This is a genomic window from Variovorax paradoxus B4 (assembly GCF_000463015.1).
GTDB classification, from domain to species: Bacteria; Pseudomonadota; Gammaproteobacteria; order Burkholderiales; family Burkholderiaceae_C; genus Variovorax; species Variovorax paradoxus_E.
In genome coordinates this window covers 1,403,985-1,419,015 of record NC_022247.1, presented here as the reverse complement: position 1 = coordinate 1,419,015, position 15,031 = coordinate 1,403,985, and the positions used below count along the sequence as shown (strand labels likewise).

The following is a 15,031-nucleotide window of genomic DNA, read 5'->3' as shown; positions in this document are numbered from 1 at the left end:
GGAGACAAGTCCAAAATGAAATTCTTCTTCAAGCCCCTGCTGATCGCCGCGCTGTGCGCCACCGCCGCCGCGGCCTGGGCCGACGTCAATGTCGGCGTGACGCTGTCGGCCACCGGGCCGGCCGCCTCGCTCGGCATTCCCGAGAAGAACACCATCTCCCTGATGCCCAAGACCATCGGCGGCCAGAAGATCAACTACATCGTTCTGGACGACGCTTCCGACACCACGGCGGCCGTGGCCAACACGCGCAAGCTCATCGCCGAGAACAAGGTCGACATCGTGCTGGGCTCGACCACCACGCCCAACTCGCTCGCGATGATCGACGTGGTGAGCGAAGCCAAGACGCCGATGATCTCCATTGCCGCATCGGCCCGCATCGTCGAGCCCATGGACGCCAAGAAGCAGTGGGTCTTCAAGACGCCGCAGAACGACATCATGATGTCGCTCGCGATTGCCGAGCACATGGCCGCCAGCGGTGTGAAGACGGTGGCCTTCATCGGCTTCTCCGATGCCTACGGCGAAGGCTGGTCGCAGGAATTCGCCAAGGCGGCGGAGCTGAAGAAGCTCAAGATCGTGGCCAACGAGCGCTATGCGCGCACCGACACCTCGGTGACCGGGCAGGCCCTGAAGATCATGGCCGCCAAGGCCGACGCGGTGCTGGTCGCGGGCTCGGGCACGCCGGCCGCGCTGCCGCAGAAGACGCTCAAGGAGCGCGGCTACACCGGCAAGATGTACCAGACGCACGGCGTGGCCAATGCCGACTTCCTGCGCGTTGGCGGCAAGGACGTGGAAGGCACCTTCCTGCCCGCGGGCCCCGTGCTGGTGGCCGAGCAGCTGCCCGCGAGCCATCCGGTGAAGAAGTCGGCCTTGGCCTATGTCACCGCCTACGAGGCCGTGAACGGCAAGAACTCGGTGTCGACCTTCGGCGCGCATGCCTGGGACGCGGGCCTGCTGATGACCTCGGCCGTGCCGGTGGCGCTCAAGAAGGCGCAGCCCGGTACGCCCGAATTCCGCGCCGCACTGCGCGACGCGCTCGAGCAAGTCAAGGAAGTGTCGGGCGCGCACGGCGTATTCAACATGACCGCCAACGATCATCTGGGTCTCGATCAGCGTGCCCGGGTCATGGTCAAGATCGAGAACGGCGCCTGGAAATACCAGCCCTGAAACTCGGCTCGCCCCCAGGCTTCACGCACTTCGTGTCGCTTCTCCCACCCCCTACCGGGGGCAACACCAGAGGCCCGGCAAAGCCGGTTCCTCGGTGTTCCTGACCTGACTCACGGGCGCTGCCCGAAGGCTGTAGTTATATGGATCTGCAGATCGCCCTGTTGCTGGGGCAGGACGGCATCGTGAACGGCGCCGTCTACGGATTGATGGCGCTCGCTCTCGTGCTGGTGTTCTCCGTCACGCGCGTCATCTTCATTCCCCAGGGCGAGTTCGTCGCCTTCGGGGCGCTCTCGATGGCGGTGCTGCAGGCCGGGCGCGTGCCGGCCACGCTGTGGCTGCTGCTCGCGCTGGCGGCGATGGTGCTGGTGGTCGAATTCTGGCACTGGAGGCGCGGCGCGGTGGTCGACTGGGCCTCCGCGCTCGCATGGTGCGTGGTGCTGCCGCTGGCCGCGGCCGCGCTGGTGCTGCTGCTCAAGCCCGCGTCGATGGCGGGCCAGGCGCTCACCACGCTGATCCTCATCATGCCGCTGGGGCCGCTGCTCTACCGCCTCGCCTATCGGCCATTGGCCAGCGCCAGCGTGCTGATGCTCCTGATCGTTTCCGTCGCGCTGCATGGCGTGCTGGTGGGCCTGGGCCTGCTCTTCTTCGGTGCCGAGGGCTATCGCACCACGGCGTTCTCCGAAGAGCGCTTCGACATCGGCGGCATCCCGGTCAGCGGGCAATCGCTGGTGGTGGTCGGCGTCACGCTGCTGCTGGTGCTTGCAATGTTCCTGTTCTTCGGCCGCTCCATGATCGGCAAGGCGCTGCGCGCCACGGCCATCAACCGCGTGGGCGCGCGGCTGTCGGGCATTCCAACGGAGCTGTCGGGCGACCTGAGCTTTGCGCTCGCGGCACTCATCGGCGCGGTCTCCGGCCTGCTCATTGCGCCGCTCACCACGGTCTACTACGACACCGGCTTCCTGATCGGCCTGAAGGGCTTCGTCGCCGCCATCGTGGGCGGGCTGGCGAGCTATCCGCTGGCGCTGGCGGGCGCGCTGCTGGTCGGCCAGCTCGAGGCCTTTGCCTCGTTCTGGGCCAGCCCCTTCAAGGAGGTGCTCGTCTTCACGCTGATCATTCCGGTGCTGTGGTGGCGTTCGCTGCACAGCCACCATGTGGAGGACGAGGAATGAACAACACCTCATCCAGCGACACCGCGGTCTCCGCAGCACCGGCCGGCCGCGCGCTGATCACGCCGAGGCAGCTGACGCTCGCCCTGGTCGTGGCGCTTGCCCTGGCCTGGGGCTTCCTGCCGGAGTTCACGGTGTCCGTGCTCAGCAACATCGGACTCTATGCGCTGGTCGCGGCCGGACTGGTGATGCTCACCGGCGTGGGCGGCATGACCTCCTTCGGCCAGGCCGCGTTCGTCGGCATGGGTGCCTACGCCACCGCGTGGATCTGCACCTCGCCCGCGGCCGCCGCATGGATGGGCGACGCCGTGAACCCCGCGCTGCTGCCGTGGGCCGGACTCCTGCTCGGCCTCGTCTTCACCTTCGCGCTCGCCTGGGCGCTGGGCGCGGTCACGCTCAAGCTGCAGGGCCACTACCTGCCGCTGTGCACCATCGCCTGGGGCCTGAGCCTCTACTACCTGCTCGGCAACATGGATTTCCTCGGCGGGCAGACGGGCATCACCGGCGTGCCGCCGCTGGTGGTCGCGGGCTACTCGCTGGCCACGCCGCGCGCGCTGGGCGTGGTGATCTGGGCCGTGCTGCTGCTCGCGCTGTGGGCCATGCACAACCTGCTCGACTCGCGCGAAGGCCGGGCCATCCGCGCGCTCAAGGGCGGCCGGCTGATGGCCGAGTCGATGGGCGTGGACACGGCCCGCCACCGCGTGAAGCTGTTCGTGCTGGCTGCGCTGCTGGCGGCCGTCTCGGGCTGGCTCTATGCGCACCTGCAGCGCTTCGTGAACCCGACGCCCTTCAACCTGAACATCGGCATCGAGCTGCTGTTCATGGCGGTGGTGGGCGGCGCGGGCCACCTGTGGGGCGCGGTGCTGGGCGCCGCGCTCATCACGCTGCTGAAGGAAAAGCTGCAGGACGTTCTGCCCTCGCTGCTGGGCAGCAGCGGAAACTTCGAAGTGATCGTGTTCGGCCTGCTCATGCTCTTCGTGCTGCAGCGCTTTGCGGACGGCCTGTGGCCCACGCTCGCACGCATCGCCAGCCGCTGGGTGCGCCCGCATGCCGCGGCCGCCACCGATGCCGCGCGGCCCGCCGCGCCGGCCGTGCAGCTCGCACACCGCGACCTGCCCGCCAGGGGCGAGGTGCTGCTGCAGGCCACCAAGGTCAGCAAGCGCTTCGGCGGCCTGGTGGCCAACAACGACATCTCGATGACGCTGAAGGCCGGCGAGATCCACGCGCTGATCGGACCGAACGGCGCGGGCAAGAGCACCTTCTTCAACATGGTCTCGGGCGTGGACGATCCGAGCTCCGGCGAAGTGCGGCTCGCGGGCCAGCCGATGACGGCAAAGCCCTCGCGCGTGTTCGCCGCGCTCGGCCTGGGCCGCACCTTCCAGCACGTGCGCCTGCTCGGTGCGCGCAGCGTGGCCGAGAACGTGGCGCTCGGCGCGCATCTGCGCGCCAGGCGCGGATGGCTCGCCGCGATGCTGCGGCTGGACCGCGCCGAAGAGACCGCGCTGATGGCCGAGGCGCGCCGCCAGATCGAACGCTGCGGCCTCGGGGCGCATGCCGACACGCCGGCCGCATCGCTCTCGCTCGGCCAGCAGCGCGTGGTCGAGATTGCGCGGGCGCTGGCCGGCCAGCCTTCGGTGCTGCTGCTCGACGAGCCCGCCGCCGGCCTGCGCCACCTGGAGAAGCGCGCCCTTTCCGTGCTGCTGAGCCAGCTGCGCGCCGAAGGCCTCGGCATCCTCGTGGTGGAACACGACATGGAATTCGTGATGAACCTGGCCGACCGCATCACGGTGCTGGAGTTCGGCACCGTCATCGCCACCGGCACGCCCGCCGAAGTGCAGGCCAATCCGCGCGTGCTCGAAGCCTACCTGGGCGGCGCCGACGACGAACTGCTGGGAGACGCACGATGAGCACGTCTGTCCTTCAACTCGACGGCTTCTGCGTCGCCTACCGCAGTGTCGAAGCGGTGCACAGCGTGCGCCTGCACGTGAACGAGGGCGAGATCGTCACCGTGATCGGCCCCAACGGCGCGGGCAAGACCACGCTGCTGTGCGCGGCAATGGGGCTCTTGGCCTCCACCGGAAGCCTCGCGCTGCATGGCGAGCGCATCGCACGCCCCAGCGTCGAGACCATGGTGGCGCGCGGCGTGGCGCTGGTGCCGGAGCGGCGCGAGCTGTTCGGCGAGATGTCGGTCGAAGACAACCTGCTGCTCGGCGGCTTCTACCAGTGGCGCAAGGGCAAGCGCGACCAGCGCGCGCGCATGGAAGAAGTGTTCGAGATCTTTCCGCGCCTGCGTGAACGGCGTCCGCAACTGGCATCGACGCTCTCCGGCGGCGAACGCCAGATGCTGGCCATCGGCCGCGCACTGATGGCACGCCCGCGGCTGCTGATGCTCGACGAACCCTCGCTCGGCCTGGCGCCGCTGGTGGTGCGCGAAGTGCTGCGCGTGGTCTCGCAACTGCGAAGCCATGGCGTCTCGGTGCTGCTGGTGGAGCAGAACGCACGCGCCGCATTGCAGGTGGCCGACCGGGCCTATGTGCTCGAGATGGGCGCCGTCGCGCTCGAAGGCAATGCACGCGACTTGATGCACGACCAAAGAATCATCGACACCTACCTGGGTATCGGCAACAAGCACTGACCCGCCTTGCTCCCTCCCCTTCCGGAAACCCTCATGACCACCCTTCAAAGCTACATCGCCGGCCGCTGGATCGGCCAGCAGAGCGCGCAGCAGCTGCGCAGCGCCGTCAACGGCCAGCCCGTGGCCAGCACGCATGCCGAAGCCATCGACTTTGCCGAGGCACTCAACCACGCGCGCCGCGTCGGCCTGCCCGCGCTGATGGCGCTCGACTTCCAGCAGCGCTCCGAGCGGCTGAAGGCGCTGGCCAAGTACCTCGCCGCCCACAAGGAAACGCTCTACGCGGTCTCGGCCCACACGGGTGCGACCCGCGCCGACAGCTGGATCGACATCGAAGGCGGCGCCGGTACGCTGAGCGCCTATGCCGGCATCGGCAGCAACGAGCTGCCCTCGGGCAACCTGGTGCACGAAGGCCCGGCCTTTGCGCTCGGCAAGAAGGGCGGCTTCGCGGGCACGCACATCCTGGTGCCGCGCGGCGGCGTGGCGGTGCACATCAACGCCTTCAACTTTCCGGTGTGGGGCCTGCTCGAGAAGTTCGCGCCCAGCTTCCTCGCGGGCATGCCCTGCATCGGCAAGCCGGCCACGGCCACCAGCTACCTCACCGAAGCGCTGGTGCGGCTCATCGTGCAGTCGGGCATCCTGCCCGAAGGCAGCCTGCAGCTGGTGATCGGCGGCACGGGCGACCTGCTCGACCGGCTCGAAGGGGCCGATGTGGTCACCTTCACCGGCTCGGCCGACACTGCCGCCAGGCTGCGCGTGCATCCGAACCTGGTGCGCCAGTCGATTCCGTTCAACGCCGAGGCCGATTCGCTCAACTGCGCGATCCTCGCGCCCGACGTGACGCCCGACGACGAGGAGTTCGACCTCTTCGTGAAGGAAGTGGCGCGCGAGATGACCATCAAGGCCGGCCAGAAGTGCACCGCGATCCGCCGCGCGATCGTGCCGCGCCAGCACCTGGATGCGGTCGCCGAACGCCTGCGCGCGCGGCTTGCCAAGACCGTCATCGGCGATCCGTCGCGCGAAGAGGTGCGCATGGGCGCCCTCGCCTCGCAGGCCCAGAAGGCCGACGTGGCCGAACGCGTGGCGACGCTGCTGCAAGGGGCCGAGCTGGTCTACGGCGAGCGCGACGGCTTTTCGCCCGTGGGCGACGGCGTGGCCGAAGGCGCCTTCTTCGCGCCCACGCTGCTCTTGAGCCGCAAGCCCCTCGAGCACGACGCCGCACACGATGTCGAGGCCTTCGGCCCCGTCAGCACGCTGATGCCTTATGACGGCATCGACGAAGCGCTGGCGCTCGCCGCACGCGGCCGCGGCAGCCTCGTCGGGACGCTGGTCACGCGCGACCCGGCCATCGCGGCCAGGGCCATTCCGGTGGCCGCCGCCTGGCACGGCCGCCTGCTGGTGCTCGATCGCGAGGCAGCCGCCGAATCGACCGGCCACGGCTCGCCGCTGCCGCAGCTCAAGCATGGCGGCCCGGGCCGCGCGGGCGGCGGCGAGGAGCTCGGCGGGCTGCGCGCCGTGAAGCACTACCTGCAGCGCGCCGCGGTGCAGGGCTCACCCACCATGCTGGCCGCGATCACCGGCGAACACGTGCGCGGCGCGGCCGTGCGCGAGAGCGAGGTGCACCCGTTCCGCCGCCACTTCGAGGACCTGCGCATCGGCGATTCGCTGCTCACGCACCGCCGCACCGTCGGCGAGGCCGACATCGTCGCCTTCGGCGGTATCTCGGGCGACTATTTCTACATGCACTTCGACGAAGTGGCGGCCAAGGAGTCGCCTTTCGGCAAGCGCATCGCGCATGGCTACTTCGTGCTTTCGGCCGCGGCGGGTCTGTTCGTGTCGCCCGCGCCGGGTCCGGTGCTTGCCAACTACGGCCTCGACACGCTGCGCTTCGTGAAGCCCGTGGGCATCGGCGACACCATCCGGGCGCGCCTGACCTGCAAGCGCAAGATCGACCGCAACAAGAAGGATGCGAGCGGCCAGGGCCAGGGCGTGGTGGCCTGGGATGTGGAGGTGACGAACCAGGACGGCGAGCTGGTCGCAAGCTACGATATCCTGACCCTCGTCTCCAAGAAACCCCACGCCACCTGATGCCAGCTCGCGCTGGGACGGCGGGTTTTCGATCTCTGGCTGAAGCCGGGCGGCCCGTGTAAATTCGGCCACCATGCTTCTCTGGTTCCAGATCTTCCTTTTTGTCGCCGGCACAGCCGCGCTGCTGTACGTCTCGCGCGGCCCGCTGCGCCAGCCCGGCTCGCATGGTTTCTACCGCTTCTTCGCGTGGGAATGCATGCTGGTGCTGATCATCGTGAACCTGCCGGTGTGGCATGTCGATCCGCTGTCGTTCACCCAGCTGCTCTCCTGCGTGTTCTTCGCGCTGTCGATCTGGCTGCCGATCCATGCGGTGAAGCTGCTCAAGGCTCACGGCAAGCCGACCGAGGCGCGCAGCGACGATCCGGCGCTTTACGGTTTCGAGAAGACTTCTTCCATCGTTTCCACCGGCGCCTTCCGCTACATTCGCCACCCGATGTACACGGCACTGATGCTGCTGGCCTGGGGCGCCTTCCTGAAGCAGTTCACCTGGCTCACGCTGGCACTGGTGCTGGCCGCCACGGTGCTGCTGTTCCTGACGGCGCTGCGTGACGAGAAGGAATGCATCGCGCACTTCGGCGATGCCTACCGCGAGTACATGCGCGGCACCCGGCGCTTCATTCCGTTCCTGCTGTAGGTCTCCGCACGCGCCTGCGGCGCTACCTTGCGGGACGCTGACGGGCCCGCTCAGGTTCCGTTCACACGGCGAAACTAGCATTCACGCATGCTGTTCGCACGCTTGCGTCAATTTGCCGAGGCGCACCACAGATTGCGGTGCGTGGCGGGCATCGTGCTGATTCTTCTGCAGCCCTTCATTGCGGTTCATTTCCGGTGCGACGGCCTGGAAGACGAGCCGCAACTGAGGGTGCGCAGCGCCAGCGAGACCACCCAGTTCGAGGTCGACGCCCGCGCCGACCATTCCGCCGACAGGGAGACCACGATCTTCGCGCAGACCTGGGCCAGCATCGATCACCCCCATGCCCTGCACCTTGCGCTGGGCAACCTCCTGGCGATGATTCTCGCGCTGCTGCCCCTGGTGGTGGTGCTGGTCCGCCTGAGCGCCCCCGCCGAGCGCGAAATACCCGAGCGCGTGCCGCACCACAGCGGCGCGCCGCCCGCCGCGGAACCCTGGCGGCGGCTGCCACCGACGGCTGCCCCTCCTTTGGGGATCTGAGAACCGCGACGCCCTGCGCGCCGCGACGCCTCCCGCTGCCCTGCGCGCGGGCCTCTCAGTTCCGTCCAAAGGTTCCTGCCATGTTCTCAGTTTCCTGTTGTGTGCGCCGCATCCGGCGCCCCCTTGCGTCCGCGGGGGTGGCCCCATGAACGCGCTCAATCTTGCCGCCTTCCATTGGATCGCCGCCGGCTCCCACCCCACGCCGTGGGTTCTCTCCGCCGCATCGGCGCTGGCGCTCTGGGGCAGCTGGCTCTGCGGGGCCATCCTCGTCGCGGCCCTGTGGCGGCGTCGTGCCGACCGCGTCTACCTGTGCATCGTCGCGGCGATGGCGGGCGTGACATCGCTGGTGTCGCATGCGATCGCGCTGCCGCTCAACACGCCGCGGCCCTTCGTGCTGGGCCTGGCGCCGGCCTACATCGAACACGCGGGACGCGGCGGGCTGCCCAGCACGCACGCGGCCGTCATGTTCCTGGTGGCGCTGGCGTTCCTGCTGCGCCCCGGCCTGCGCAGGCTGGGCGTGGCGCTGCTCGCGCTGGCCGCCGCCACGGGGTGGGCGCGCATCTACGCGGGTGTTCATTTCCCGCTCGACATCGTTGCGGGCCTGCTGCTGGCTGGCGTGATTGCCGGCGCGCTGGCCATCGCGCAACGGTGCGTGCATGCCGCCATGCCGCGAGCCGGCCGCGCATCCGGCGACCAGAACACGGCTCATTCGCTCTGGAGACCCTCATGATCTCTTCGACCGCCGTGAAACCCGCGGCTTCCGCCGCCGGCATGCCGGGTGCGCAGGACGCGCCGGACGCGAAGGAAAGCAGCATTTCCTGCGTGATTCCGTGCTTCAACGAGGCCGCCAACCTGCGGCAGCTGCTGCCCCTGCTCGAAGACGTGCTCTGGAGCACGCGAATGCGCTGGGAGATCATCGTCGTGGACGACGGCAGCACCGACGACACCGCCGCCGTGGCGCAAGCCTGGTGCGAGCTGCCTGGCTTCCGGTGCATCTCGCTGTCGCGCAACTTCGGCAAGGAGGCTGCGCTCACCGCCGGCCTGGCCGCCGCCGCCGGCGACGCGGTGATCGTGCTGGACGGCGACCTGCAGCATTCGCCATCGCTCATCCACGCGATGCTCGCCCAGTGGAAGGCCGGCGCGGAGGTGGTGTATGCGGTGCGACAGCAGCGCAGCGACGAGAGCCGGCTCAAGCAGATCGGAAGCCGGCTTTTCTACAAGCTCCTCAATTCCTCGGACCGTTTCGTCGTGCCGAAGGATGCGGGCGACTTCCGGCTGATGGACAGGAAGGTGGTCGACGCGCTGATGAGCCTGCCCGAGCGCAGCCGCTTCATGAAAGGCCTGTACGCGTGGGTCGGCTTCAGGGCCGTGGCAATGCCCTACACGCCCGAGCCGCGCGCCGAAGGCACCAGCACCTTCAACGCCCGGCGGCTGCTGAGCCTTGCCATCGACGGGCTCACCGCGTTCACCACCTGGCCGCTGCGCATGGTCAGCCTGGTGGGCCTGCTGTTCGCCGTACTCGCGCTGTCGTACGGCGCCTACGTGATCCTCGATCACCTGATGTTCGGCAACTCGGTCTCGGGGTGGGCCACGATCGTCGTCAGCCTGATGTTCTTCATCGGCGTGCAGATGATCTTCACCGGCATCGTGGGCGAATACGTGGCCCGCATCTACGAGGAGGTCAAGGGCCGACCGCTCTACGTGGTCCGCTGCGCCAGCGGCGTCGGGCTCGAGGCCGACAAGCCATGAAGCGTTCCGGCAACACCGCAGGGTGGAAGTCGACCCGGCCGCTGTGGCTCGTCGCGGCCCTCTTCGCCTGGCTCACGGCCACCGCCTGGGTCCGTCCGCTGATGGCGCCCGACGAGGGGCGCTATGCCGGCGTCGCGCTGCAGATGCTGTATTCCGGCGACTGGCTGGTGCCGCGGCTCGACGGCCTGCCCTTTTTCCACAAGCCGCCGCTCTTCTACTGGATCGGCGCCGGCGCGATGGCACTGGCGGGCCCCGTCGAATGGGCGGCCCGGCTGCCTTCCATCCTGGGTGCGGTCGTGGCGGCCGCCACGCTGTTCCTCTTCCTGCGCCGCTGGTCGACGGTGCGGCTCGCACTGCTGTCCACCGTGGTGCTCGTGACCACGCCCTTCTTCTTCCTGGGTGCGCAGTTCGCAAACCTCGACATGCTGGTGGCCGGCTGCATCACGGGCACGGTGCTGCTGGCCGCCGGCGCCGTGCTGGCCAGGGAGCGCGACGAGCCCTGGCGCGCGATGCTGGCGGGCGCCTACCTGCTCGCCGCGGCCGGGCTGCTCGCCAAGGGGCTGATCGGCGCGGTGCTGCCGGTGGGGGTGCTGCTGGCCTGGTGCGCGGTCACCCGCAAGACCGCCGCGCTGCGTCTGGCCGCCTGGCTGCCGGGATGGGCGGTGCTGCTCGCCGTGGCCGGCCCGTGGTTCGTCGCGATGCAGATGAGATACCCGGAATTCTTCGATTACTTCGTGATCACGCAGCACTTCCGGCGCTTTGCCTCCTCGGGCTTCAACAACGAGCATCCCTTCTGGTTCTACCTGCCGGTGATGGCGGGCCTCACGCTGCCCTGGTTCGGCTGGCTTCTCGTGCCGCGGCGCAAGGAGGCGCAGCCTGCAGGACGCCGGCTCTCCGATGTCGACTGGCTGATGTGGATATGGCTCGCGGTCATCGTGACCTTCTTCTCGATGCCGCGCTCCAAGCTGATCGGCTATGTCCTGCCGGCGCTGCCGCCGCTGGCGTACCTGATCGCGCAGCGCGTGCTGGCGGGCCGGCCGCTGGAAGCGCTGCTGCCCAGGCTGCGCACCATGACCCTCGCGGCTGCGGCCGTGTGCGTGACCTGCATGGTGGCGATCGTGGTCTATGTGACACCGCCCGGCGCCCGGCTGCGGCTTCCGGCGGACCTGGCCGCGTCGCCCGGCGACCAGGTCGCGATGCTGGACAGCTACACGTACGAACTGCCGTTCTACTGGCGGCTGCGCAACCCGGTGCTCGTCTCGGGCGGCTGGAAGGCGGCCGGCGACGAAGGCCGCGACAACTGGCGCAAGGAACTGTTGGACGCGGCCCGCTTCGACCCCGCGCGCGCGGCCGCCACGCTCATCGAGCGGACGCAATTGGCGACTACGCTCTGCAGCCCGCGCACGAGCTGGCTGGTGGGGCCCAACAACGCGCAGCTCGCGAACCCATGGCTGGGCCGCGCGCAGCTGGTCGCGTTCAACGAGCGCATCGCGGTGTGGCGATTCGCCGGCAGCGCAGCGCGCGATCCGCATTGCCTGGACCTGTCGCCCGGGGCACCCGCGCCCGCCGCGCAAGCAACGACGGGAAAGGGAACGGATGGCAATGACTGAGACGATCGGAGTGCAGCCGCCTCCGGCTTCGCGCCATCTCTGCGTCTGCGCGGACGATTTCGGCATGAGCATCGGCATCAACTCGGCCGTCTTCGATCTCGCCGAGCAGGGCAATATCTCCGCCACCAGCGGCATGGTGCACCGCAGCGCCTGGCTCGACGGCGCGTGCACACTGAGACGCATCGATGCAGCCCGGCTGGACGTGGGCCTGCATCTGGACCTCACGCGGCCCGCGATCGCCGATGGCGCCGAACCCGGCCTGGCGGGCCTGATCGCGAGGACCTGCATGCGAGGCGTCGACGCCGACGCGCTGCGCTCGGACATCCGCGACCAGCTGGACCGCTTCGAGGGCGCCATGGGACGCGCGCCCGCCTTCGTCGACGGGCACCGGCACGTGCACCAGTTGCCGGTGGTGCGGGACCTGCTGGTCGAGGAAATCGCACGGCGCTACCCGGTGCCGCGCCCGTGGCTGCGCTGCACCGCGCCGATCCCGGGCGGTGCGACCGGCGGCTTCAAGGCCGGCGTCATCCACGCGCTGGGCGGCGCAAGCCTGCGCGCGCGGGCGCGGCAACACGGCATACCGGTGAGCCGCGGCCTGCTCGGCGTCTACGACTTTGCGGGCAGCGCGCCCGACTACCGGCGGCGCCTGTCCGCATGGATCGCCGCCAGCCGCAGCGGTGACGTGCTGATGTGCCATCCGTCCGCCGGCATATTGCCGAGCGACCCGCATGGCGTCGCGCGGCTGCGCGAGTATGCCGCCCTGAGGGACCTGGTATTTCCCGTGATGACGCGCCTCGGCGAGGTCGACATCGCGCCGCTGTCGCGGCTCTTGCGGATCGGCGAACTGGCCCCTGCGTAGACGCCGCTTCTCCATGGCGCATGCGCGTGGCGCCCTCGAAGCGCGGGCCCGTTCCCTGACCCCGGGGAACCGGTCACCCGGGAGACAGCCGGGGGCGCACGGGCGCCAGCGGCCGCGCATCGACCGCCTCGCCATCGACGATGAAATGCCCGCCCGCCACATGGTGCAGCGTGCGCAGTTCGTCGTGGCCCTCGAAGTGCCAGCGCCCCTCGGCGAACACGCGCGCATCGGCCTGCGCCGCGATCACCTCGCCCAGGAACAGGTCGTAGCGCTGCTGGATCGGCGGCTCGGGCAAGAGGCGGCATTCGAGCCAGGCCGCGCAGTCTTCCAGCAGCGGCGCGTCGGTTGCGACACCGGCGAAGGTCTGGAGGCCATAGGCCGCGAACTTGTCGTGCCCATCGCGTTCCGCGATCTCTCGGCCCGAACTGTTGCCCAGCGCATCGGTCAGGTCGAGCTGCGCGCGCGTGGGCACCTGCAGCGCGAAGGTGCCCGCGCCTTCGAGCAGCACGCGCGTCCAGGTGCTCTTGTCGAGCACGACCGCCACCTTGGGCGGATCGAAGTCCAGCGGCATCGCCCAGGCCGCAGCCATGATGTTGCGCTGGCCGTCGTGCGCGGCGCTCACGAGGACGGTGGGTCCGTGGTTCAGGAGACGGTAGGCCTTGTTCAACGGAACCGGCCGGCGGTGAGAGGCATTCATGCGCAGGGGACTCGCGAAGGCGAGTCCTGAGGATGGAGGCCCGCCAGCCTACCAGCAGGCGCCGGGTCTTGCGCGGCCGGGGGCTCAGACGCCCGGTTGCCTCTTACGCCGCATAGGCGTCGCACAGGGCGAGGTACTCATCGCCCGAAATCTCCAGTGCGGTCGCGCGGCGCAGCACGCGGGCCTTCGGCTTGGGCAGGTCGGTCTTGATCTGGATCTGCTTGCCGATGGGAATGCCCATGTAGTCCTGGTTGACCCAGGTGTTTTCGACGATGTTGTGCCATGGAAGCAGCAGGCCGTTCTCGAAGGTCAGGCCCTGGTGGCCGATGACGAACGCGGGCGTCCCGATGTTGGCCAGCGTGCGGATGCACTTGACGGCCAGCCACGCGGCCAGCAGACCGAAGCCCGCCGCAATGAGGATGCCGATGTTCTTGTCCTGCGCGCGGATGCAGAGCACGGTCAGCACGACCGCCACCACAACCCAGAGGGTGGTACCGGCGATCAGTCGCGTACGGGAGTAGAAGACGGGGCGGTCCTGGCGGGTTTTTTCCTGCTGGCTGGCGGAGCTGTAGATTTCCATTTTTTTGAGTCGCTGTATCGCTGTGTATTGGAGATGAAGGAAAAAAGAGAAGGCTCAGGCCGACGGAAGGCGCTGCATGAGGCACACCATCAGCACCGGTTCGTTGTCGATCTTCGAGCGATCGATCTTGCGGGTCCTGCCGTTGGCGACGATCACCAGGTGCTCGTCGACGTCCATGGCTTCGGCGTCGGACTGGGTGCGGATCGTGTCGATGCTCGACCACGCGATGAGCTGGCCCTTGTGCACCAGGCCGTCCGCACTCAGCGCCAGCGCACCGAAGGGCACGGTGTCGCCGGCATGCAGGCGTCGCTCGACGTCGTGCCGCAGCACCTCGCCCACGGCCTCTTCCACTTCGGCGACCAGCGCATGCGCGTCGTCCCACAGGTCGAGCCGCAGCCGCAGCGTCTTTCCGTCGCGGGTGGTGAGCAGCAGGTGGTTGCGGTTGTGGCGATGGCGCAGCCGCGTCACGTCGGCGAAGGCGACGGTCGTCGCACCGAGCTGCAGGCCGTGCGCGCCCAGGATCAGCACCTGCGGGGTTCGCAACCACGCGAAGAAGTCGTTCCCCTTCCAGCCGATCAGGTAGATTGCGGCCGGGATCGCCAGCACCAGCACGAAGAAGGCGCCCTTGTAGCGAACGAAGTCCGGTGTGATGAGGTAGGGAAGGATGTAGATCTTTGCCGGCACCAGCACCATGGCGCAGAAGACATAGATCGCGGCAAGGCCGGCCAGCACACAGTAGAACGCGTAGCGCGGAAAGATTCGGTAGTGACGAAGGGGCATGTGAAGCACCCAATGCGTCGACAACGGGCGTGGTGGCATGAAGCTGAATTGCGCGCACGAAGATACCAGCGGGAAGCGTCGCTCTCGAGGCTGCGCGAGCCTTGCGGCATCTTTTTTTTGAACAGGCACCGCCCGCCGCGAAGCTCGTTAACCAGGAAGATTTAAGTTTGATGCCCGCTTCGACACAACCGCTGCTTAAGCATTCATGGCAACTCTGCAAGCAGTGCGCGGTGTGCGGCCAGTGCACGACGAGGCGCAGATGCCCTTCGGCGGCGTCAAGTCATCGGGCTATGGGCGATTCGGTGGCAGGGCGGGTGTCGAAGCCTTCACCGAGCTGCGCTGGAGGACAGTCCGGACGACGCCGCGGCACCATCCGATTTAAGCGGTCCCCAGAAACTTCTCCAGGTCCGCGTCGTTCGGGGGTGGGGTGCGGCTCTGTTCAGGGCGCGCTCCCGCCGACGGGGTACGCGGCGAAGCGAATGTCCCCCGGCCTTCGGCCTCCTCCTTGATTTCGCTGCGCAAGGCACCCCATCGA

14 protein-coding genes and 1 pseudogene are annotated in these 15,031 nt (G+C 68.6%); 12 read left to right on the top strand and 3 right to left on the bottom strand.

Annotated features, from left to right (window positions below):
• Positions 1–15 precede the first annotated feature (15 nt).
• The 11 genes from VAPA_RS06395 to VAPA_RS06345 all read left to right on the top strand — a co-directional run bounded on the left by VAPA_RS06395 (position 16) and on the right by VAPA_RS06345 (position 12,439).
• On the top strand, positions 16–1,164 hold the full coding sequence (locus tag VAPA_RS06395) for an ABC transporter substrate-binding protein (RefSeq protein WP_021005952.1): 1,149 nt from the start codon (positions 16–18) through the stop codon (positions 1,162–1,164).
• Between the two features lie 140 nt (positions 1,165–1,304).
• Positions 1,305–2,333 carry a branched-chain amino acid ABC transporter permease gene (locus VAPA_RS06390; protein ID WP_021005951.1) on the top strand — a complete coding sequence of 343 codons (1,029 nt, stop codon included), beginning with the start codon at positions 1,305–1,307 and terminating at the stop codon, positions 2,331–2,333.
• Positions 2,330–4,237 carry a branched-chain amino acid ABC transporter ATP-binding protein/permease gene (locus tag VAPA_RS06385; RefSeq protein ID WP_021005950.1) on the top strand — a complete coding sequence of 636 codons (1,908 nt, stop codon included), beginning with the start codon at positions 2,330–2,332 and terminating at the stop codon, positions 4,235–4,237. Before VAPA_RS06390 ends, VAPA_RS06385 begins: the two co-directional genes overlap by 4 nt.
• Entirely contained in the window at positions 4,234–4,965 is a 732-nt protein-coding gene (locus VAPA_RS06380; protein ID WP_021005949.1) for an ABC transporter ATP-binding protein, read from the top strand. Before VAPA_RS06385 ends, VAPA_RS06380 begins: the two co-directional genes overlap by 4 nt.
• Positions 4,966–4,998: 33 nt before the next feature.
• Positions 4,999–7,050: a phenylacetic acid degradation bifunctional protein PaaZ gene (gene paaZ / locus VAPA_RS06375; protein WP_021005948.1), complete on the top strand. Its 2,052-nt coding sequence runs from the start codon at positions 4,999–5,001 to the stop codon at positions 7,048–7,050.
• 73 nt (positions 7,051–7,123) lie between these two features.
• A complete protein-coding gene (locus VAPA_RS06370) occupies positions 7,124–7,684 on the top strand; it encodes a methyltransferase family protein (RefSeq protein ID WP_021005947.1) in 561 nt (186 codons plus the stop codon).
• A gap of 87 nt (positions 7,685–7,771) precedes the next feature.
• The gene (locus VAPA_RS06365) at positions 7,772–8,221 is read left to right on the top strand and encodes a hypothetical protein (RefSeq protein WP_021005946.1); all 450 of its coding nucleotides are present in this window, start codon (positions 7,772–7,774) and stop codon (positions 8,219–8,221) included.
• Between the two features lie 145 nt (positions 8,222–8,366).
• Positions 8,367–8,951 (top strand): phosphatase PAP2 family protein, encoded by a 585-nt coding sequence (locus VAPA_RS06360; protein ID WP_021005945.1) that lies wholly within the window; start codon positions 8,367–8,369, stop codon positions 8,949–8,951.
• A 41-nt stretch (positions 8,952–8,992) separates the two neighbouring features.
• A complete protein-coding gene (locus tag VAPA_RS06355; protein WP_230559010.1) occupies positions 8,993–9,970 on the top strand; it encodes a glycosyltransferase family 2 protein in 978 nt (325 codons plus the stop codon).
• On the top strand, positions 9,967–11,580 hold the full coding sequence (locus tag VAPA_RS06350) for an ArnT family glycosyltransferase (protein WP_021005943.1): 1,614 nt from the start codon (positions 9,967–9,969) through the stop codon (positions 11,578–11,580). Before VAPA_RS06355 ends, VAPA_RS06350 begins: the two co-directional genes overlap by 4 nt.
• Positions 11,573–12,439 carry a ChbG/HpnK family deacetylase gene (locus VAPA_RS06345; protein ID WP_021005942.1) on the top strand — a complete coding sequence of 289 codons (867 nt, stop codon included), beginning with the start codon at positions 11,573–11,575 and terminating at the stop codon, positions 12,437–12,439. The genes VAPA_RS06350 and VAPA_RS06345 overlap by 8 nt, the downstream gene beginning before the upstream one ends.
• 73 nt (positions 12,440–12,512) lie before the next feature.
• Here VAPA_RS06345 and VAPA_RS06340 read toward each other — a convergent pair whose 3' ends face one another.
• From VAPA_RS06340 to VAPA_RS06330, 3 genes are all read right to left on the bottom strand, one after another.
• The gene (locus tag VAPA_RS06340; protein WP_021005941.1) at positions 12,513–13,136 is read right to left on the bottom strand and encodes a flavin reductase family protein; all 624 of its coding nucleotides are present in this window, start codon (positions 13,134–13,136) and stop codon (positions 12,513–12,515) included.
• Between the two features lie 103 nt (positions 13,137–13,239).
• Positions 13,240–13,716, bottom strand: a complete 477-nt coding sequence (locus tag VAPA_RS06335; protein WP_021005940.1) for a hypothetical protein — start codon at positions 13,714–13,716, stop codon at positions 13,240–13,242.
• Between the two features lie 54 nt (positions 13,717–13,770).
• Entirely contained in the window at positions 13,771–14,496 is a 726-nt protein-coding gene (locus VAPA_RS06330; protein WP_051255307.1) for a hypothetical protein, read from the bottom strand.
• Between the two features lie 241 nt (positions 14,497–14,737).
• Between VAPA_RS06330 and VAPA_RS34390 the strand changes: the two are divergent.
• Positions 14,738–14,878: pseudogene (locus VAPA_RS34390) on the top strand (aldehyde dehydrogenase family protein); the annotation flags it as partial.
• Positions 14,879–15,031 lie beyond the last annotated feature (153 nt).

Bases quoted from the DNA above. Each gene is read 5' to 3' on its own strand.
- VAPA_RS06395 (WP_021005952.1), top strand. From the start codon at position 16: ATGAAATTCTTCTTCAAGCCCCTGCTGATCGCCGCGCTGTGCGCCACC.
- VAPA_RS06390 (WP_021005951.1), top strand. From the start codon at position 1,305: ATGGATCTGCAGATCGCCCTGTTGCTGGGGCAGGACGGCATCGTGAAC.
- VAPA_RS06385 (WP_021005950.1), top strand. From the start codon at position 2,330: ATGAACAACACCTCATCCAGCGACACCGCGGTCTCCGCAGCACCGGCC.
- VAPA_RS06380 (WP_021005949.1), top strand. From the start codon at position 4,234: ATGAGCACGTCTGTCCTTCAACTCGACGGCTTCTGCGTCGCCTACCGC.
- paaZ (WP_021005948.1), top strand. From the start codon at position 4,999: ATGACCACCCTTCAAAGCTACATCGCCGGCCGCTGGATCGGCCAGCAG.
- VAPA_RS06370 (WP_021005947.1), top strand. From the start codon at position 7,124: ATGCTTCTCTGGTTCCAGATCTTCCTTTTTGTCGCCGGCACAGCCGCG.
- VAPA_RS06365 (WP_021005946.1), top strand. From the start codon at position 7,772: ATGCTGTTCGCACGCTTGCGTCAATTTGCCGAGGCGCACCACAGATTG.
- VAPA_RS06360 (WP_021005945.1), top strand. From the start codon at position 8,367: ATGAACGCGCTCAATCTTGCCGCCTTCCATTGGATCGCCGCCGGCTCC.
- VAPA_RS06355 (WP_230559010.1), top strand. From the start codon at position 8,993: ATGCCGGGTGCGCAGGACGCGCCGGACGCGAAGGAAAGCAGCATTTCC.
- VAPA_RS06350 (WP_021005943.1), top strand. From the start codon at position 9,967: ATGAAGCGTTCCGGCAACACCGCAGGGTGGAAGTCGACCCGGCCGCTG.
- VAPA_RS06345 (WP_021005942.1), top strand. From the start codon at position 11,573: ATGACTGAGACGATCGGAGTGCAGCCGCCTCCGGCTTCGCGCCATCTC.
- VAPA_RS06340 (WP_021005941.1), bottom strand. From the start codon at position 13,136: ATGAATGCCTCTCACCGCCGGCCGGTTCCGTTGAACAAGGCCTACCGT.
- VAPA_RS06335 (WP_021005940.1), bottom strand. From the start codon at position 13,716: ATGGAAATCTACAGCTCCGCCAGCCAGCAGGAAAAAACCCGCCAGGAC.
- VAPA_RS06330 (WP_051255307.1), bottom strand. From the start codon at position 14,496: ATGCCCCTTCGTCACTACCGAATCTTTCCGCGCTACGCGTTCTACTGT.